Source organism: Achromobacter sp. DH1f (genome assembly GCF_000633435.1).
Taxonomy (GTDB): domain Bacteria; phylum Pseudomonadota; class Gammaproteobacteria; order Burkholderiales; family Burkholderiaceae_B; genus Achromobacter; species Achromobacter deleyi.
Map to the genome: position 1 here is coordinate 14081 of NZ_AYMF01000035.1, position 19832 is coordinate 33912.

Genomic DNA, 19832 nt, shown 5'->3' on the forward strand with positions numbered 1-19832 from the left:
ACCCTTTCAACCTGTCGACAACGCCAAGCCGTAACTGCCATGAACACCAAATTCTTCCTGCCGCTGATGCTGGCCGCCGCGCTGGCCGGGTGCACCACCGTGGGCCCTGATTACCAGGTGCCCGCCGGGTCGGTCGCCACGCGGCAAAGCGCCCAGGTGCCGTTCGCCGAAGCGCAGGAAGGCGTGTTCCAACAGAACGAGGTGCCCGGCCACTGGTGGCGCCTGTACAACGACCCGACGCTGGACGGGCTGGTCGAACAGGCGTTGGCGGCCAACACCGATCTGCGCGTGGCCAGCGCCAACCTCGAACGCGCCCAGGCCGCCCTGCGCGAAACCCAGGCGCAGCAGCAGCCCAGCCTGGGCGTGAATGCCTCGCCCACCTTCGGCCACGTGTCCGGCATCCAGGAACTGGCGCCCGGCATCGATCCGCCCAACCGCTGGTCGTATTCGGCCGGCGCCAGCATGTCGTACCAGCTGGACCTGTTTGGCCAGATCCGCCGCGCCGTCGAAGCGTCCAGCGCCGACGCCGAATCGGCGCAGGCCGCCTACGACGCCACCCGCGTCACCGTGGCCGCCGAAACCGCGCGGGCCTACGCCAACCTGTGCGCGGCCGGCATGCAGCTGGCTTCGGCGCAGCATTCCGTGAAGGTGCAGCAGGAATCCCTGGACGCCGTGTCGCGCCTGCAACGCGCCGGCCGCGGTACCGCGCTGGACGTCACCCGCGCGCGCAGCCAGCTCGAACAGCTGCAAGCCAACCTGCCGCCCTTCCAGGCCCAGCAGCGCACCGCGCTGTACCGGCTGGCAGCCCTGACCGGCAAGACGCCGGCCGAGATTCCCGCGTCGCTGCTGCAATGCGCCGCCGCGCCCAAACTGGCGCAGACCATTCCCGTGGGCGATGGCGCGCAATTGCTGCGCCGCCGCCCCGACATTCGCCAGGCCGAACGCAGCCTGGCCGCCGCCACCGCGCGCATCGGCGTGGCCACGGCCGACCTGTACCCCAAGATCACGCTGGGCCTGTCCGGCGCCTCGGGCGGCCCCGCCGCCATGTTCGGCGACCGCGGCACCTTCAGCTGGAGCGTGGGTCCGCTGATTTCCTGGACGCTGCCCAACACCGGCGCGGTGCAGGCCCGCATTGCCGAAGCCGAAGCCAATACCCGCGCCGCCGTCGCGCGCTTTGACGCGTCGGTGCTCAACGCCCTGCGCGAAACCGAAAGCGCGCTGGTGGTCTATGCGCGCCAGCTGGACCGCGACGCCTCGTTGCAGGCCGCGCGCGACCAGGCCGCCGTGGCCGCCTCGCAGGCGCGCCAGCTGTTCCAGTACGGCAAGACCGACTACCTGACCGTGCTGGATGCCGAACGCACGCTGGCCACCAACGAAAGCGCGCTGGCCGCCAGCCAGGCCGAACTCAGCAACGACCAGATCGCCGTATTCCTGGCGCTGGGCGGCGGCTGGGAAAAGTAAGCGTCGCTGCGGGCGGGCCGCTCGGCCCGCCTGTTCCTTGCCCGTTCGGGCTTTCTTCCAGAAATTGATTTCCATAATATGGAGACATCATTGCTCCAGGGAAACGCACGCTCGTAGAATCGCCTGCAGAACATCATTGATATCTGCACGGAGACAACCCAGCCCTTTGGCGCCGTATCTGCGCCGCCAGAGTGTCGGGATAAAAATCCATAATATGGAATACGAGACTGACACCCGGGAAGCCCGCGTCCTGGACAGCATCACCAAGCTGGCGCCCGAGGACGCCGGCCGCGTGGTGATCGCCGGTTCGCACGGCGGCCGCTACGCCGCGTATTGCGCGGCTCGCGGCCGGGTCCGCGCGGTGGTGCTGAACGATGCGGGCGTGGGCTGGGAACAAGCCGGCATTGCTGGCCTGCACGACCTGCAGCAATGGGGCGTGGCCGCCGCCACGGCCGACTACCGCAGCTGCCGCATCGGCGACGGCGCCGACATGGCGCGCCACGGCATCATCAGTCACGTCAACGACCTGGCCTATGCGCTGGGCTGCCGGCCCGGCATGGCGGTCGCAACGGCGGCTGCCCGGCTGGCCCACGCCGACCTGGCCCCCACCCACCCCGCGCCGCAAAAAGAAGCGCGCCGCATCCTGGCCACCGGCGCCGATGGCGCAGCGCGCGTCATCGGCGCCGATTCGGTCTCGCTGCTGGGCCCCGCGGACGACGGCCTGATCGCCGTCACCGCCTCGCATGGCGAACGGCTGGCGGGCCTGGCCACCGACGGCGTGCGCGCCGAACCGCGGCTGGTGACTTTCAACGATGCCGGCATCGGCAAGGACAGCGCCGGCATCGGCCGCCTGCCCTTGCTGCAGCAGCGCGGCATTGCGGCGCTGACGGTATCGGCCCACAGCGCCCGCATCGGCGATGCCCGTTCGTGCTTTGAAGACGGCGTGGTGTCGTCGGCCAACGCCCGCGCCCGCGACCTGGGCTGCCGCCCCGGCATGGCCCTGAAAGCCTTTATCGACGCCCTGCTGACAGGGCGCGCAATCCACTAGGGAGCAACCTCCGCATGTCGGAAAAACTGGAAATCACGGGCGGCGAAGCCATCGCCCGCATGTTCGCGGCGCATGACGTCGGCCTGATGTTCGGCATGGGCGGCTTTCAGCTGCTGCCGTTCTACGACGCGGTGCGGCGCCTGAAGCTGAACCACAACCTGATCAACGACGAACGCTGCGCGGTGTTCGCGGCTGACGCCTACACCAAGGTCAGCGGCCGGCCCGCCGTGTGCGACGCCACGTTGGGGCCGGGCGCGACCAACCTGGTCACCGGGCTGGCCGAGGCCTACAACGCCGGCACCGCCATGGTGGCGCTGGTGGGCGATTCGCACCGCATGCATTCCTGGAAGAACATGACCCAGGAAGCGCGCCAGCTGGAAGTGCTGCGGCCGGTGGTGAAAGACGTGCTGCGGGTCGAGAAGATCGAACGCCTCCCCGAGCTGGTGCGGCGCGCCTTCGCCGTGGCCACCAGCGGCCGCCCCGGCCCGGTGGTGCTGGACGTGCCCGAAGACATCGCCCATGAAGTCCACGCCTTCGACGCCGCCGCCTTCCATGCCGTGGATACCTATCGCCGCGCGCCCGCGCTGCGCTGCCGGCCCGATGCCGACGGCCTGGCGCAGGCCGCCGCCATGCTGGCCGGCGCCGCCCGCCCCCTGATGCTGTGCGGCGGCGGCGTGCACATCAGCGATGCCGCGCAGGCTGTGCAGGACTTCGCCCGGCGCTACAACATTCCCGTGGCCCACACCATGAGCGGCAAGGGCGCCATCGCCTGCAGCGACCCGTTGAACGCAGGCCTGTTCGGCCGCTACAGCCGCATCGCCAACGAGCTGATATCCAAGTCCGACTGCCTGTTCGTGGTGGGCTGCAAGCTGGGCGAAGTGGCCACGCGCCGCTACGACCTGCTGTCCACGGGCGCCCCCATCATCCACCTGGACATCGTGGCCGAGGAATTCGACCGCACCACCACGCCCGCGCTGCGGCTGTGGGGCGACGTGCGCGCCACGCTGGCCGACCTGGACCAGCACCTGGCCGCGCAGCCCGATGCCGGCGCCACGCGCCGCCAGGGCTACGCCGACGAAGTGGGCCAGGCCATGCACACCTGGCGCGAATCCGTGCAGGGCAAGCTGACATCCGCCGACCGGCCCATCGGCATGGCCCGGCTGATGCACGAGATCAACGCCAGCCTGCCCGAAGACGGCGTGCTGGTGGCCGACGGCGGCTTTGCCGCGCACTGGGGCGGCCTGCTGTTCGATACCAAACGCGCGGGCCGCGGCTTCGTACCCGACCGCGGTTTTGCGTCCATCGGCTACGGCATTCCCGGCGCCATCGGCGCGGCGGCCGCGGCCCCGGGCCGGCAGGTGGTCAGCCTGACGGGCGACGGCGGCTGCAATATGTCGTTGGGCGAACTGGAAACGGCCGTGCGCATGGGCCTGGCGTTCACGCTGGTGGTGGTCAACAACGCCGCGTCGGGCTATATCAAGGCGCTGCAGCACCTGATGTACGGCAGCGGCAGCTACCAGTCGTCGGACCTGGCGGAAACCAACTACGCCAACGTGGCGCGCGCGCTGGGCTGCAACGGCATCCGGGTGGAGGACCCGGCCGAGATACCCGCCGCGCTGGCCGCCGCCTACGCCTGCCGCGATCGGCCGACGGTGCTGGATGTAGTGGTCACGCGCGACCCCGCGCACATGCTGCCGGGCGTGGACAGCCGCGCGGCCAAGATCAAGCCGGGCGACCGCATCGCCTGAGCCATTAAAAAAACATCATCCCAAGCGAGGAGACAAACCATGAAAATCCGCAACTGGCTGACCCTGGGCGCCGCCGCCCTGGCCGCTGCCCTGGCAGGCCCTGCTGCTGCCCAAGGCAATGCGGCAAGCAACGCCGGCAACTACCCCGACCGCCCGATCCGCCTGATCGTGCCCTTCCCGCCGGGCGGCACGTCGGACGTGGTGGGCCGCATCTTTGCCGAAGCGCTGGGCAAGCAGATCGGCCAGCCCGTGGTGGTGGAAAACCGTGGCGGCGCGGGCGGCACGGTGGGCTCGCGCGCCGTGGCCAGCGCCACGCCGGACGGCTACACCCTGCTGCTGGGCACGTCCAGCACCAACGGCACCAATTCGGCGGTGTACAAGAACCTGCCCTACGATGCCGTCAAGGACTTCACCCCGGTCACGCAGATCATTCGCGTGCCGGGCGTGATCGTGGTTAACAAGAACTTCCCGGCCAAGGACTACGCCGCGTTCTTCGCGTTGATCAAGGGCGCACCGGGCAAGTATTCCTACGCCTCGTCGGGCAACGGCGGCGCCACCCACATGGCGATGGAATACTACAAATCGCTGTCGGGGCTGGACATGATGCATGTGCCGTATCGCGGCACCGGCCCGGCGCTGAACGACGTCATCGCCGGCCAGGTGCCCATCCTGTGGGACACGGCGGCCTCGTCCATGGCGCACATCCAGTCCGGCAGCCTGCGCGCCATCGTGGTGGCCGCCAAGAAGCGGCTGCCGCAACTGCCCGGCGTGCCCACGTTTGCCGAGGTCGGCCTGCCCGACTACGACGCCGAAATGTGGAACGGCCTGTTGGCCCCCGCCGGCCTGCCCGCCCCCATCCTGGCCAAGCTGAGCGAGGCCTCGCGCCGCGCCCTGGCCGACCCGGACGTGCAGGCCAAGTACGCCGGCGTGGGCGCCTACGTGGTGGCCGACCAGCCCCAGGCCTTCGCCGCGATGATCAAGGAAGACGTGGCCAAGTGGAAGAAGGTGGCCGACTTCGCCCATATCTCGGCGGACTGACATGGGCCAGGCAGAGAGGGGGCAATCCCACGAGGGCCGGTCGAACCCGGGGCTGCGTGGCTCGGATCAATCGGATTCGGTCCGGCCCGGCGCGGGCCGGCGCATGCAGGGCAAGACGGCCCTGGTGTTCGGCGCCGGCTCGTCCGGGCCGGGCTGGAGCAACGGCCGCGCCGCCGCGGCCCTGTATGCCCGCGAAGGCGCGCACGTGTTCGCGGTGGACCTGCGGCCCGAATCGGCCGAGGAAACCCGCCAGATCATCCTGGACGAAGGCGGACGCTGCACCGCGCTGGCGGCCGACGTCACCGACAGCGGCCAGATCCTGGCGGTGGTGCAGGCCATGCGCGAGCAGGCCGGCCGCATCGACGTGCTGCACAACAACGTCGGCATCACCGAAATGGGCGACCCCATCGAGGCTAGCGAAGCAAGCTGGCACCGCGTCATCGACACCAACCTGACCGGCGTGTTCCTGACCTGCAAGCACGTGCTGCCGGTCATGCTGGCCCAGGGCGGCGGCAGCATCGTCAACATCTCGTCGCTGGCGTCGATCCAGGTCAACACCTATCCCTACACCTCGTACTACGCCGCCAAGGCCGGCCTGAACCACCTGACCCGGGCGCTGGCGGTGCGCTATGCGCCCGACAACATCCGCGTCAACGCGGTGCTGCCGGGCGTGATGGACACGCCGCTGATCTACGCGCAGATCGCGGGCCAGTTCGAAGACGTCGAGGAAATGCGCCGCCGACGCAACGCGGCCAGCCCGATGGGCCGCATGGGCGACGCCTGGGACGTGGCCCATGCCGCGCTGTTCCTGGCCAGCGACGAAGCCCGCTACATCACCGGGGTATGCCTGCCGGTGGACGGCGGCAAGTCCTGCGCGGGGCGGTAGCGGCCGGTTTGCCGCCTTGCGTGGCGGGGCCGGTTTTCCGCATTGCGCGGCGAGGCCGGCCAGGCCTGGTCAGCGATGCCGGTCAGGCGCTTGCCGGGCCTGTCAGGCCCGTGGCGCCAGTTCCGCGGCCAATTCCGTGGCAGCGCGCTGCAGCGATGCCACCACTTCCTGCAAGCGCGCACCCGACAGGCGCGAGCGGATCGCCGCCACGCTCAACGCGGCCACCACGTGCTGCGCGCGGTCGAACACCGGCACGCCCACGCCCAGCATATCGGGGATGATGCGGCCCGGGTTCAGCGCATAACCGTGCTTGCGCGCCGCGGCGATGTCCTCGCGCAGCATGGCGGTGGACGGCAGGTCGGGCGCGGCCGACGCGTCATAGCGCGCCAGCACCCGTTCGATGTCGTCATTGGGCAGGAACGCCAGCAGCGCCAGGCTGCCCGCCCCCACGCCCAGCGGGCGGCGGTGGCCCACTTCCAGCGTCAGGATCTTGATGGGGAAATCGCCCGTCTTGCGGTCGACGCACACGGCCTCGTGGCCCGAGCGCACCGACAGGAAACTGGTATCGCCGGTGGACTGGGCCAGGCGCAGCACCGCCGATTCGGCGATGGCCTTGATGCCATGGCGGCTTTCGGCCGCCAGCCCCAGAATGTAAGACTCGCGCCCCAGGCTGTAGGTCTTGAGCTTGGGGTTCAGCGACAGGAAGCCTTCCTGCAGCAGCGCCGCCAGCATGCGGTGCGCGGTGGGCGGGGTCAGGCCCAGTTCGCGCACCACGTCGGTCAGGCCCACGCCGCGCGCGGGCGCCGCGCCCACGTATTTCAGGATGCGCAGCACCCGGAAGATGCTTTGCGCGCCGCCAACGGGGTCCGTCTCGCGCGCGGCGGCAGATTTCGCGGGGCTCATCGGACAGCCCTCGTCCGGCAAGACGTTCGGGCGCGCGGGTTCAATGCAGCGTGGCGCCGTCGGGCGGCGTCTGGTTCAGGCCCAGCGCCGCTTCCCAGCTGCGCAGCGGCACGCAGGTCTGCAAGCGCACGATGGCGCGCTGGATCAGGGCCGGGTGCAGCTCGTGGCCCACGTGCGTGGCGATGTCGATGGTGGCGTCGCCGTGCAGTTCGTCCAGCCGCGCCTGCGCGGCCTGAATGTGCGACACGTGCATCACGGGGTCGTCGGCGCCATGCAGCAGGTGCAAGGTGGTGTATTGCGGCGCGGCCTTGGGCAACTGCGCATAACGGCCCGAAAAGGCGATCACGCGTCCGGCCATGCCGTCGTGTGCCTGCACCAGTTCAAGCGCCATGATGGCGCCCTGCGAAAAGCCGGCCAGCGCGGTGTCGGACTGCAGCAGGCCAAAGCGGGCCTGGGCCTGGCGCACATAGGCTTCCAGCGGCGGCATGGCCTGGGCCACGCGTTCGGGGCGGTTTTCTTCGGATACGCCGCGCACCGAGAACCACTGGCGGCCCGTGCCGCCGCCGTCAAAGGGCTCGAAGCCTTCGGGAATCAGCACCGCCGCCGCGGGAAACGCGGCGCGCACGGCCTCGGCCAGCGGCAACAGGTTGTCGGGCGAACCGCCCACGCCGTGCAGCAGGATGAACAGCTGGCGCACGTCGGTGCCGGGCTCGGGCAGGAATTCAAGCGAGCGGGAAATCGGGGAAAAAGCAGCCATGTAACGGCTCCGCAAAGGCACTGGATAGGCCCATTGTAAAATGCGCGCCACACGCATTTCGACGCATTCCATGAAAACACCGACGACAGACTCGGGAAATCCTCCGGCCGGCCAAAACCAGTTGCACCGCGTGCTCAAGGCACGCCACCTGACCATGATAGCCCTGGGCGGCGCCATCGGCACCGGCCTGTTCATTGCCTCCGGCGCAGCCATCGCGCAGGCGGGCCCCGGCGGCGCGCTGATGGTCTACCTGCTGATCGGGGTGATGGTCTATTTCATCATGACCAGCCTGGGCGAGCTGGCCACCTTCATGCCCGTATCGGGCTCGTTCTGCACCTATGCGTCCCGCTATGTGGACGGCGGCTTCGGCTTCGCGCTGGGCTGGAACTTCTGGCTGAGTTGGGCCACGGTGGTGGCGGTGGACGTGGTGGCCGCCCAACTGGTCATGGCGTACTGGTTTCCCGACACGCCAGGATGGATCTGGAGCATCCTGTTCCTGTCCCTGACCTTCGGGCTGAACGCCTTTTCGGCGCGCAGCTTCGGCGAGGCCGAATACTGGTTCGCCATCATCAAGGTCGTGGCCGTGCTGTGCTTCATCGTGCTGGGCGTGGCCATGCTGGCCGGCATCATCCACAGCGACGCGCCGGTGGGCATGCGCAACTGGGCGGTGGGCGACGCGCCCTTCGTGGGCAACGCCGCCACCTGGGTGGGCGTGGCCATGGTGGTGGCCTATTCGTTCCAGGGCACCGAGCTGGTGGCGGTGGCGGCCGGCGAATCCGAAAACCCGCGCCGCAACGTGCCGCGCGCCATCAACCACGTGTTCTGGCGCATCCTGCTGTTCTACGTGCTGGCCATCCTGATCATCGGCCTGCTCATTCCCTATACCGACCCGCAACTGCTGCGCAACGAGGTCGAGGACGTGGCCGTCAGCCCGTTCACGCTGGTGTTCCAGCACGCCGGGCTGCTGTCGGCGGCCACCGTGATGAACGCGGTGATCCTGACGTCGGTGCTGTCGGCAGGCAATTCCGGCATGTACGCCGCCACGCGCATGCTGTTCAACATGGCCGTCGAAGGCCAGGCCCCGGCGATCTTCAAGCGCCTGACGCGCAGCGGCGTGCCGCTGTACGCGCTGCTGGCCACCACCGCGCTTGCCTGCCTGTGCATGTTCAGCGTGGTCTACAGCCCCAAGGCGGTCTACATCTGGCTGCTCAATTTCGCGGGCATGACCGAATTCATCGTCTGGCTGAGCATCGCGGTCAGCCATTACCGCTTCCGCCAGGGCTACATCAAGCACGGCTACGACACGGCCAACCTGCCCTACAAGGCCGGCCTGTTTCCGTTCGGCCCGCTGTTGGCCTTCGTGCTGTGCCTGTTGGTCACGCTGGGCCAGAACTACCAGGCCTTTCTGGACGAGCGCATCGACTGGATCGGCGTGGCCTCGACCTACCTGGCGATTCCGTTGTTCCTGGCCTTCTGGATCGGCCACCGGCTGATACGCAAGTCGCACTGGATCCGCTACGAGGACATGCAGTTCTACGGCCTGGAAGCCGATCGCGCGGCGGGGATTGGGCAGGATGAACCGGCGGTGGCGGTGCGTTCCTGAGATCAGCGGTTCTCGCGGGGCTGACCCGTGCCGAGATTATCCGCCCAGGCTTGCACGGCCTGGTGATCGACAACGCGGCCACCCTCAACGTCGGTTAACGCTTCCTGGGTCTGCCAGTCACGCTTTTCGTCCTGGGCGGCCCGGACCGAAAGTGCTTGCGTCATGATGCCGCCGTGCAAGCATTGAAGTTGTGATGCCATCTGATCTACCTGGTTAGCCAACGGGAGGCGCAGCCAGCACGCCCTGCCCCGAAAAAGTTGCCTGTGCCAAATCGCACGGCCTGCCCCTGACTGGGGTTATCAGGGCCAGTAACGATACCCCTGGACCCGTCTCAAATGCACCACATCGGTGCATTTTTCGGACACTTTCCGCTACTTGCCGCTGGGGTAAAATACTGTATATTCATACAGCAATACCTACCCCAAACCCCAGGAAAACCGGGTCGTCCGCCCGCCATGCCGTCCCCAGAACACATCCACCCCGCCGTGTGGCGCGCTACCCAGCTTGCCCGGGGCGCCGCCCGCAGCCTGCCCACCGGCCATGCCGCCCTGTCGGCCGAGCTGCCCGATGGCGGCTGGCCGCTGGGTTCGCTGATCGAACTGCTTACCCCGCAACCCGGCATCGGCGAAATCCGCCTGCTGCGTCCCGCCCTTGCGCAACTGGAAACCCGCCGCGCCATTGCGCTGGTGCAGCCGCCGCACGCCCCGCATATCGCCAGCTGGATGAGCTGGCGGCTCGATCCCCGGCAACTGCTGTGGGTGGCCCCCGAAAAACCCCTGGATGCCCTCTGGGCCGCCGAACAGATCCTTAAAAACGGCAGTTGCGGCGCGCTGCTGTGCTGGCTGCCCCACGTGCGCCCCGAATCCCTGCGCCGCCTGCACCTGGCCGCCCAGGCCAGCGACCTGCTCTTTGTCGCCCTGCGCCCGGCCAGCGCGGCGCAAAACGCCACCCCCGCCCCCTTGCGCCTGGCGCTTGCGCCCGCCGCGGGCGGGTTGTCCGTCCATATTCTCAAGCGCCGGGGGCCGGTCTGCGACACCCCGCTGTACGTAGGCCTCGAGCCCGGCGCCCTTACGCCTTCCCGCCATGCGCCTCTGGATCGCCGCCTACCTGCGCTGCCTGCCGCTGGACGCCCTGCGCCCGCACTGGCCGCATGAAGACCAGGCCTACGCGGTCCTCGACCAGGAACGCGTGGCCGCCCTCACCCCCGCCGCCCATCGGGCCGGGGTGCGCCCCGGCATGCGCCGCGGCGGCGCGGCGGCCATCGCCCCCGGCGTCGAACTGCTGACGCGCGAGCCCCTGGCCGAAGCCGACACCCTGCAAGGCGCGGCCCTGGCGCTGCTGCAATACACCCCCGAAGTCGCCCTGGCCGGCGAAGACACCATCCTGCTCAATGTAGGCGCCAGCCTGCAATTCTTTCGCGGGCCGCGGGCCCTGCACCGGCGCGTGGCCGCCACGCTGGGCGCGCTGGACCTGCGCGTGTCGCTGGGCATGGCGCCCACGGCGGCCGGCGCCTGGCTGCTGGCGCACCGCCCGGGCCGCGCCCGGTTGCGCCGCACCCTGGCGCTGCCCACGTTGGCGCGCCGCCTGGACGCCCTGCCCGTGGCCCTGTTGCCGCAGGCGCAGCCGCGCCTGGACTGGCTGCACGACATCGGCTGCCACACGCTGGCCGACCTGCGCGCGCTGCCCCGCGCCGGCCTGCAACGGCGCAGCGCCCCCGACCTGCTGCAGGCCCTGGATGCCGCCTACGGCCAGTCGCCCGAACTGCACCGCTGGATCGAACCGCCGCCCAGCTTCTCGCGCCGCATCGAACTCATGGACTACGTCGAGCACACCGACGCGGTGCTGGCCGTGGCGCGGCGTTTGGCCGAACAGCTGGGCGGCTGGCTGGCCGCGCGGCAACTGGCGGTGCGGCGCGTGGTGCTGCGGCTGGACCACGAACGCGGCCGCCACGCCCGCCCGCCCACCGAACTCGAACTGGCCCTGGCCCAGCCCGTCTGGCAGGCGCCCCAGATTCTCAACCTGCTGCGCGAAAAGCTTGGCCGCCTGACGCTCGAAGCCCCGGTCATCGCGGTGGCGCTGCTGGCCCCCGACACGGTCGACCAGCCGGCCGCCAGCACCACCCTCTTTCCCGAACCTGGCGGCACTGCGGCCGACCACGCCCGGCTGCTCGACCTGCTGGCCGCGCGGCTGGGGCGCGACCAGGTGCGCCGCCCCTGTCCCACGCCCGACCACCGCCCCGAAGCCGCCAATTCCTGGGGCGATGCGCTGGATGCCCCGCAACGCGCCGAGCCCCTGCCCGCCACGCTCGACCGCCCCTTCTGGCTGCTGGATCCGCCGCAGCCCCTGAAGCTGTCCGGCCACCGCCCGCAATACGCCGGCCAGGCCCTGCGGTTGATGCGCGGCCCCGAACGCATCGAAAGCGGCTGGTGGGACCCGGCCCTGACCGTGCGCGACTACTTCGTGGCCGAAGACGACGCCCGCGCGCGCTACTGGATCTACCGCGAACGCGACGACGAACACGCCCGCTGGTTCCTGCACGGCCTGTACGCCTGACGGCGCCCTTCTGCCCCGCGATCCGCCATGCAACCGTTCGACGATTCCCCTGATGCCCCCGATCCGCTGATCGGGCTGCCCGGCTATGCCGAACTGCAGTGCCAGTCCAACTTCTCGTTCCTGCAAGGCGCCTCGCACCCCGAAGAACTCGCCGCCCGCGCCGCCGAACTCGGCTACGCGGCCCTGGCCATCACCGACGAATGCAGCCTGGCCGGCGTGGTGCGGGCCCACATGGAAGCCAAGACCCAGAAGCTGCCGCTCATCATCGGCGCCACCTTCCGGCTGCGCGCCGGCCCCGACGCCGCGCCGCTGGACCTGACCCTGCTGGCGCAGACCCGCGAGGGCTACGGCAACCTGTCCGAACTCATCACCCTGGCGCGCACCCGCGCCCCCAAGGGCGAATACCGCCTGGCGCCCGAAGACTTCACCGCCCCGCCGCCCGGCTATGCGCACCTGCGCCACTTGCCCGAATGCCTGGCCATCCTGTCGCCCACCTACGGCGACGACCCCGACCGCATGGCCCAGCAGGCGCGCTGGCTGGCCGCCACCTTCGAACGCCGCGCCTGGGTCGGCCTGACCTTGCTGTACCGCTCGCGCGATGACCTGCATCGCGCCGCCGTCGAACAGGCCGCGCAAGCCGCCGACCTGCCCTTGGTGGCCCTGGGCCAGGTGCAGATGCACGTGCGTTCGCGCAAGCCCCTGCACGACACCCTGACCGGCATTCGCACGCATCAGTCCGTGGCACAGTGCGGCTACGCGCTGGCCGGCAATGCCGAACAGCACCTGCGCAGCCGCATGCGGCTGGCCAACCTGTATCCGCCCGACGCCCTGGCCCAGACCCTGGTGGTGGCGCGCCGCTGCGCGTTTTCGCTGGACGAACTGCGCTACGAATACCCCGACGAAATCGTCCCGCGCGGCCACACGCCCGCCACCTTCCTGCGCCAGGAAACCCTGGCCGGCGCCGCGCGGCGTTTTCCGGCCGGGGTGCCGGCCAACGTCTCCGAGCAGATCGAAAAAGAACTGGCCCTGATCGCCGACCTGCACTACGAAGCCTATTTCCTGACCGTCTACGACATCGTGCTGTTCGCCCGCAAGGCCGGCATCCTGTGCCAGGGCCGCGGGTCGGCCGCCAACTCGGCCGTCTGCTATTGCCTGGGCATCACCGAAGTCGACCCGCAGCGCGGCAACAACCTGTTCGAACGCTTCATCAGCAAAGAACGCAACGAGCCGCCCGACATCGACGTCGACTTCGAACACCAGCGCCGCGAAGAAGTCATCCAGTACATCTACGAAAAATACGGCCGCCAGCGCGCCGCCCTGACCGCCGTGGTGATTTCCTACCGGCCGCGCAGCGTGCTGCGCGACACCGGCCGTGCGCTGGGCGTCGACCTGGGCGTGATCGACGCCGTGGCCCGCGCCCACCAGTGGTGGGACGGCAAGAAGGAAATGCTGCGCACCCTGGGCGCCTGCGGGCTGGACCCCGAATCCCAGGTGGCGCGCCAGTGGGCCGCGCTGGCCCAGACCCTGATGGGTTTTCCGCGCCACCTGTCGCAGCACCCGGGCGGCTTTGTGATTTCGCGCGGCAAGCTGTCGCGGCTGGTGCCCATCGAAAACGCCGCCATGGCCGACCGCAGCGTCGTGCAATGGGACAAAGACGACCTGGACGCGCTCAAGCTGCTCAAGGTCGACGTGCTGGCGCTGGGCATGCTGTCGGCGCTGCGGCGCACGCTGGAACTGGCCGGCCAGCGCCGCGGCCAGCCGCTGCGCCTGCAAGACATCCCCGAAGGCGACGACCCCACCTACGACATGATCTGCGACGCCGACACCGTCGGCGTGTTCCAGATCGAATCGCGCGCCCAGATGAGCATGCTGCCGCGCCTGCGGCCGCGCAAATACTACGACCTGGTGGTGCAGGTGGCCATCGTGCGGCCCGGCCCGATCCAGGGCGGCATGGTGCACCCCTATCTGCGCCGTCGCCAGGGCCGCGAAAAAGAAAGCTACCCCAGCGAACGCGTGCGCGGCGTGCTCAGCCGCACCATGGGCGTGCCCATCTTCCAGGAACAGGTCATGCAGATCGCCGTGGTCGCGGCCGGCTTCACGCCCGGCGAAGCCGACCAGTTGCGACGGTCCATGGCGGCCTGGAAACGCAAGGGCGGCGTCGACAAATACCGCACCAAGCTGGTGGGCGGCCTGCTGGCCCACGGCTACACGCTGGAATTCGCCGAAGCCCTGTTCCGGCAGGTCGAAGGCTTTGGCGAATACGGCTTTCCTGAAAGCCACGCCGCCAGCTTCGCCCTGCTGGCCTATTCCAGCTCATGGCTCAAGCGCCACGAACCCGAGGCCTTCCTGGCCGCCCTGCTCAATTCCCAGCCCATGGGCTTTTACCCCGCGGCGCAACTGGTGCAGGACGCCCGCCGCCACGGCGTGCGGGTCCTGCCGGCAGACGTCACCGTCAGCGGCTGGGACTCGGCGCTGGAAGCCCTGCCCGACGGGCAAGCGCCGCGCCCCGCGCATCCGCACGCGCCGCCCGCTGACCAAACCCGCCCCGCCGTGCGGCTGGGCCTGAGCCTTATCCAGGGCCTGCGCGAAGACACCGCGCACCGCATCGAAGCCGCCCGCGCCGACGCCCCCTTCGCCAATACCGGCGACCTGGCCCGCCGCGCGGCCCTGAACCGCCACGACCTCAATGCCCTGGCCGCCAGCGACGCCCTGTTGACCCTGGCCGGCCATCGCCGCCAGGCCAGCTGGGAAGCCGCCGCCAGCGTCCACAGCCGCGATCTGCTGCGCGACGCCTCCATCCACGAAACCGAGGCCCCCGTGCTGGCCGCCCCGTCCGAAAGCCAGACCGTCGCGGCCGACTACCGCAGCGTCGGCCTGACCCTGCGGCGCCATCCCGTAGACCTGCTGCGCCCGCAACTGGCCGCGCGCAACTTCCAGCCTGCCGCCGTGCTCAACGGCTACCCCGACAAGCGCGTGGCCCGCGCCTGCGGCATCGTCACCGTGCGCCAGCGGCCGCAAACCTCCAAGGGCGTCATCTTCGTCACCCTCGAAGACGAAACCGGCCCCGTCAACGTGGTGGTACGCCCCGAACTGATCGAACGCCAGCGCCGCGAACTGCTCGGTTCCAGCCTGCTCGGCGTGTACGGCACCTGGCAGAACGTCGACGGCGTGCGCCACCTGATCGCGCAGCGGCTGGTGGACCTGTCCGACCTGCTCGGCGGACTCAGTACGCCCAGCCGCAATTTCCATTAAGACTTGGCGTCCGCAAGCAAACCTTTGCAGGTTCTCTCTGCCCGTCCTATATCCCGGCGCTTTTGATCACATACGCAATTTTCTTATCTACGATAGTGTCCTTCGCAACCCTCCCCCGCAAGGACACGTTTCATGCCCGCCGCCCCTCCGCTCTGCCTGGGCCCCCTGCCCACGGTCGCCGCCGCCCGGTTCCCCCTGCCTGCAGGCGCTTGCGACACGCATGCCCACGTCATCGCCGCCGACAACAACGCCTACCCCTTCGTCCCAGAACGCACCTACACGCCGCCGCCCGCCCCTGAAACCTCTTACCTGGCCATGCTGGACGCCACCGGCATGACGCGCGGCGTCCTCGTGCAGATCAGCGTCCACGGCACCGACAACCGCTACTTCCTGGAAGTGCTGCGGCGCCACCCGCAACGTCTGCGTGGGGTCGGCGTAGTCGACCCGTCGGCAAGCGACCGCGAGCTCGACGCCATGCATGCTGCCGGCGTGCGCGGCCTGCGCATCAATGTCCTGTTCGGCGGCGGCATCGGCTTTGACGCCATGGAAACCCTGGCCCACCGCTGCGCCGAACGCGGCTGGCACCTGCAATTCCTGCTGGACGCACGCCGCCTGCCTGAGCTCTTGCCCCGCATGCGCCGGCTGCCCGTCGTCGGCGTGATCGACCACATGGGCCATGCCCCCGTCGCAGACGGCATCCACAGCCCGGGCTTTCAGGTCATGCAGCACCTGGTGCGAGACCACGGCTGGTGGGTCAAATTGTCCGGCGCCTATCGCATCAGCGAACGCTTCGACGACTTCGACGACGTCACGCCCTGGGCGCGTGCGCTGATCGAGACGGCGCCCGACCGGATGCTCTGGGGCAGCGACTGGCCCCACGTACACATCCCCCGCATGGTCGACACCGGCCGCCTGCGCAACCAGCTGGCTGACTGGGCGCCCGACGCCGACCTGCGCCAACGCATCCTCGTCACCAACCCCCAACACCTCTACGGCTTTGCCGCGATCTGAGATCGCCGCGGCCGCCGTACCGAAACGTCCGTCCCCCCATCACTGAGACACAGCATGCAATGGTTTCGAGAATTGAATACGACCGAGCGTCGCACCTTCATCGGCGCGTTCGGCGGCTGGGCCATCGACGCCCTGGACTTCATGGTCTTTACCTTCGTGATTTCCACCCTGATGACCCTTTGGCATATCGACAAGGGCCAGGCCGGCATGCTGGGTACGGTCACCCTGCTGTTTTCGGCGGTGGGCGGCTGGCTGGCCGGCATCCTGGCCGACCGCTACGGCCGCGTGCGCATCCTGCAATACACCATCATCTGGTTTTCAGTCTGCACGGTCGCCATCGGCTTCGCGCAGAACTTTGAACAACTGTTCGTCCTGCGCGCCCTGCAAGGCCTGGGCTTTGGCGGCGAATGGGCCGTCGGCTCGGTGCTGATGGGGGAAATCGTCCGCGCCCAGCATCGCGGCAAAGCGGTAGGCACCGTGCAAAGCGGATGGGCCGTGGGCTGGGGCGCCGCCGCCCTGCTCTACACCTTGGCGTTTTCCGTGCTGCCGCCTGAATGGGCCTGGCGCAGCCTGTTCTGGATCGGCGTGCTGCCCGCCTTCCTGGTGCTCTACATCCGCAAGCACGTCCCCGAACCCGAAATGTTCCAGCGACGCCAAGCCAGCGGCATCGCGGCGGCATCCTTCTGGACCATCTTTTCGCCCGCCCTGCTCAAGACCACCGTGGTCACGTCGCTGCTGTGCACCGGCGTCCAGGGAGGCTACTACGCGATCACCACCTGGCTGCCGACCTTCCTGAAAGTCGAACGCAATCTGTCCGTACTCAATACCGGCGGCTACCTGCTCGTCATCATCGCGGGCTCATTCTGCGGCTACATCACCGGCGCCTACCTCGCCGACCGCCTGGGCCGCCGCGCCAACCTGCTGGTTTTCTCCGTGCTGTCCGCGGTCAGCGTCTACGTCTATACGCAACTGCCCCTGACCAACGGCCAGATGCTGGTGCTGGGCTTTCCGCTGGGCTTCGCATCCTCGGGTATTTTCAGCGGCATCGGCGCCTACCTCACCGAACTGTTCCCCTCGAACGTCCGCGCCACCGGCCAGGGCTTTGCTTACAACTTCGGGCGCGGCGTAGGCGCCCTGTTTCCCAGTCTGGTGGGGTTTCTCAGCCAGCAGCACGGCCTGGGCTGGGCGATCGGCGTGTTCGCGGCAGGCGCCTATGCCGTCGTCATCTTGACGGCGCTGCTGCTGCCCGAGACCAAGGGGCGCCAACTGGAATAGATATTTTCCCCGGCAAGCGCGGCGCAGGCGGCTGGTCTATGATGTTTTTCCCCGGCGCTGAAACTTTCACGGTGAACGCGCCTCGGACATCTTTCAGGAGTAATTCATGATTCGCAAGCTGATTCCCGTCCTGCTGGTCGCCGCGCTGAGCGCCTGCGCCAATACCGGAGCCCCGCGTTCCTCGTCCGCTTCCGCGTCCACCGATTCCAGCTCAAGCAGCCCGGCTTCCGCTTCCGACTCCTCGTCCAGCCCGTCCTACGGCGCCTCGTCGTCGGGCCGCCCCACCGGCAAGACCTGCGACGCCAGCGGCCTGCAATCGCAGATCGGCCAGAAGGCCACCCCCGCCGTCCTGGAAGACCTGCGCGGCCGCAGCGGCGCCACCACCGGCCGCATCCTGCGCCCGGGCCAACTGGTCACCATGGAATACAACGACACCCGCCTGAACCTGATCGTGGACAAACAGGACGTCATGACCGCCATCCGCTGCGGTTAAGCCCGGCTACGCCTCGCCCGGCCGGGCGGCCGGCGGCACATGCGGCAAGAAGGCCCCCGCGACCTCGAAGCCGCATTCCTCGCGCGCAATATCGATCACCCGCGATACCACCGGATTGACGATGTTCTTCTTGTGCACCGCGTAGTAATTGATGGTGGGCAGGTCGGGTTTGACGTCCAGCTGGCACAGCGCGCCGCGCTCGACCAGCGGCGCGAAATAGGCGCCCGGCAGGTAGCTGATGCCCAGGCCCAGCATCGTCAATTGCGCCATCATGCCCAGGCTGTTGCAGGTCAGCACCCGCTTGACCGGCAGGCCCTGTTCGGCGAACCAGGCATCGTACAGGTGCGACAAGGCCGAATTGGTGGGCTGCGAAATCACCGGATACGGCGCCAGGTCCTGCGGCGTCAGCCGCGCCGAAAAATCGATGTCCAGCGCCGGGCTGGCCATCCAGACGTTGGTCACTGCCCCCAGGTGCACACAGTCGTACTGGTAGCTCCAGAACGGACCCGGCATGATCGCCAGGTCCAGCTGGTCTTGTTCCAGCCGTTCATACAGCGTGATGCCGCCGTCGATCTCGGGCATCAGCTGCACCCGCGGATAGCGCAGGCTGATCTGGCTGACCAGCCGCGCCAGCCAGGTCATGCCGACCAGCTCGGTCACGCCCAGCCGCACCACGCCTTCGAAACTGGCCGGGTCGGCCATGTTCTGCACGATGCGGCTGTTCAGGTCCAGCATTTCGCGGGCCAGTTCGAACAGCTTGCGCCCCTGCGGGGTCATGACCAGCTTCTTGGCGCGGCGCTCGAACAGCGGCGCCCCGGCAAAGGCTTCCAGCTCGCCCACCCGCTTGGCCACGGCCGATTGGGTCGTGTGCAGCTTGCGCGACGAGGCGCTGAAGCTGCCCAGTTGCGAGCTCCAGTAGAAGGCCTCTAGCTGTTTAAGGGTGTACATCGCGGCGGTAGATGCGAATCGCATGGAAACCCTCACATTATCGTCGACCGCGGCGCCGCGCTGCCCCAAGGCCTGCGCAAGCGCCCGCCAGGCGGCCGGCCCTGCGCAAGACGCCGCCTACCCGCGCGGATGCAGGATGTCCACCAGGAAACGCTGCGCCCGGGGATGGCTGGGCGCGCTGAAAAAGCGTTCCGGCGTATCCATTTCCAGGATCTCGCCCGCGTCCATGAACACCACCCGGTCGCAGACATCCCGCGCGAACCCCATTTCGTGGGTCACGCAGACCATCGTCATGCCGTCCTTGGCCAGGCCCTTCATCACCTGCAGCACCTCGCCCACCATCTCGGGGTCCAGCGCGCTGGTGGGTTCGTCGAACAGCATCACAGGCGGCTGCAAGGCCAGCGCCCGCGCAATCGCCACGCGTTGCTGCTGGCCGCCGGAAAGCGATCCCGGATAGGCGTCGATCTTGTGCTCCAGCCCCACTCGCGCCAGCAACTGGCGGGCCAGTTCCACGGCCTCTTTGCGCGGCTGCTTGCGGATGCTGACCGGCGCGAAGATCACGTTTTCCAGCACGCTCATGTGCGGAAACAGGTTGAACTGCTGGAACACGAAGCCGATCTTCTGGCGCAGCGCGTTCAGGTTGGCGCCCTTGGCGTAGATGTCGGCGCCATCGATCAGGATGCGGCCTTTCTCAATGGGCTCCAGCCGGTTCACCGTGCGGATCATGGTCGACTTGCCCGAGCCCGACGGCCCGCACACCACCAGCACTTCGCCGCGCGCCACCGACAGGTCCACGTCCTTCAGGACGTGGTGCTCGCCATACCATTTATTGACTTTCTCAAGCTTGATCATGAAA

Annotated in this window: 17 protein-coding genes; 12 read left to right on the forward strand and 5 right to left on the reverse strand. The window is 68.7% G+C overall.

Features of this window, described 5'->3' with window-relative positions:
- Window positions 1-39: 39 nt before the first annotated feature.
- From U858_RS0128140 to U858_RS0128160, 5 genes are all read left to right on the forward strand, one after another.
- A complete protein-coding gene (locus U858_RS0128140) occupies window positions 40-1461 on the forward strand; it encodes an efflux transporter outer membrane subunit (protein ID WP_025140454.1) in 1422 nt (473 codons plus the stop codon).
- Between the two features lie 214 nt (window positions 1462-1675).
- Entirely contained in the window at window positions 1676-2509 is an 834-nt protein-coding gene (locus U858_RS0128145) for a hypothetical protein (protein WP_025140455.1), read from the forward strand.
- A 14-nt stretch (window positions 2510-2523) separates the two neighbouring features.
- Complete coding sequence (locus U858_RS0128150; RefSeq protein ID WP_025140456.1) at window positions 2524-4257, forward strand: thiamine pyrophosphate-binding protein; 1734 nt, start codon at window positions 2524-2526, stop codon at window positions 4255-4257.
- 39 nt (window positions 4258-4296) lie between these two features.
- A complete protein-coding gene (locus U858_RS0128155; protein WP_025140457.1) occupies window positions 4297-5295 on the forward strand; it encodes a tripartite tricarboxylate transporter substrate binding protein in 999 nt (332 codons plus the stop codon).
- Between the two features lie 103 nt (window positions 5296-5398).
- Window positions 5399-6181: an SDR family NAD(P)-dependent oxidoreductase gene (locus tag U858_RS0128160; protein ID WP_029954386.1), complete on the forward strand. Its 783-nt coding sequence runs from the start codon at window positions 5399-5401 to the stop codon at window positions 6179-6181.
- Window positions 6182-6283: 102 nt separating this feature from the next.
- Here U858_RS0128160 and U858_RS0128165 read toward each other — a convergent pair whose 3' ends face one another.
- On the reverse strand, window positions 6284-7084 hold the full coding sequence (locus U858_RS0128165; protein ID WP_025140459.1) for an IclR family transcriptional regulator: 801 nt from the start codon (window positions 7082-7084) through the stop codon (window positions 6284-6286).
- Between the two features lie 40 nt (window positions 7085-7124).
- The gene (gene ypfH / locus U858_RS0128170; RefSeq protein ID WP_025140460.1) at window positions 7125-7841 is read right to left on the reverse strand and encodes an esterase; all 717 of its coding nucleotides are present in this window, start codon (window positions 7839-7841) and stop codon (window positions 7125-7127) included.
- 55 nt (window positions 7842-7896) lie between these two features.
- Between ypfH and U858_RS0128175 the strand changes: the two genes are divergently transcribed.
- Window positions 7897-9444 carry an amino acid permease gene (locus tag U858_RS0128175; RefSeq protein ID WP_369797744.1) on the forward strand — a complete coding sequence of 516 codons (1548 nt, stop codon included), beginning with the start codon at window positions 7897-7899 and terminating at the stop codon, window positions 9442-9444.
- Window positions 9445-9446: 2 nt separating this feature from the next.
- Here U858_RS0128175 and U858_RS0128180 read toward each other — a convergent pair whose 3' ends face one another.
- Window positions 9447-9608, reverse strand: a complete 162-nt coding sequence (locus U858_RS0128180; protein WP_232786617.1) for a hypothetical protein — start codon at window positions 9606-9608, stop codon at window positions 9447-9449.
- 291 nt (window positions 9609-9899) lie between these two features.
- Between U858_RS0128180 and imuA the strand changes: the two genes are divergently transcribed.
- The 6 genes from imuA (at window position 9900) to U858_RS0128210 (ending at window position 18028) form a co-directional block, all read left to right on the forward strand.
- Window positions 9900-10598, forward strand: coding sequence for a translesion DNA synthesis-associated protein ImuA (gene imuA, locus U858_RS0128185; protein ID WP_025140463.1), 699 nt, complete (start codon window positions 9900-9902; stop codon window positions 10596-10598).
- Entirely contained in the window at window positions 10528-11997 is a 1470-nt protein-coding gene (locus tag U858_RS0128190; RefSeq protein ID WP_025140464.1) for a DNA polymerase Y family protein, read from the forward strand. Before imuA ends, U858_RS0128190 begins: the two co-directional genes overlap by 71 nt.
- Before the next feature lie 27 nt (window positions 11998-12024).
- Window positions 12025-15249 (forward strand): error-prone DNA polymerase, encoded by a 3225-nt coding sequence (locus U858_RS0128195; RefSeq protein ID WP_025140465.1) that lies wholly within the window; start codon window positions 12025-12027, stop codon window positions 15247-15249.
- A gap of 132 nt (window positions 15250-15381) precedes the next feature.
- Window positions 15382-16260 carry an amidohydrolase gene (locus U858_RS0128200; protein WP_025140466.1) on the forward strand — a complete coding sequence of 293 codons (879 nt, stop codon included), beginning with the start codon at window positions 15382-15384 and terminating at the stop codon, window positions 16258-16260.
- A gap of 54 nt (window positions 16261-16314) precedes the next feature.
- A complete protein-coding gene (locus U858_RS0128205) occupies window positions 16315-17535 on the forward strand; it encodes an MFS transporter (protein WP_025140467.1) in 1221 nt (406 codons plus the stop codon).
- 106 nt (window positions 17536-17641) lie between these two features.
- Entirely contained in the window at window positions 17642-18028 is a 387-nt protein-coding gene (locus tag U858_RS0128210) for an I78 family peptidase inhibitor (RefSeq protein ID WP_025140468.1), read from the forward strand.
- 6 nt (window positions 18029-18034) lie between these two features.
- Here the strand turns inward: U858_RS0128210 and U858_RS0128215 are convergent, their stop codons facing one another.
- The gene (locus U858_RS0128215) at window positions 18035-18976 is read right to left on the reverse strand and encodes a LysR family transcriptional regulator (protein ID WP_025140469.1); all 942 of its coding nucleotides are present in this window, start codon (window positions 18974-18976) and stop codon (window positions 18035-18037) included.
- A gap of 117 nt (window positions 18977-19093) precedes the next feature.
- Complete coding sequence (locus U858_RS0128220) at window positions 19094-19828, reverse strand: amino acid ABC transporter ATP-binding protein (RefSeq protein ID WP_025140470.1); 735 nt, start codon at window positions 19826-19828, stop codon at window positions 19094-19096.
- Between the last annotated feature and the right edge of the window lie 4 nt (window positions 19829-19832).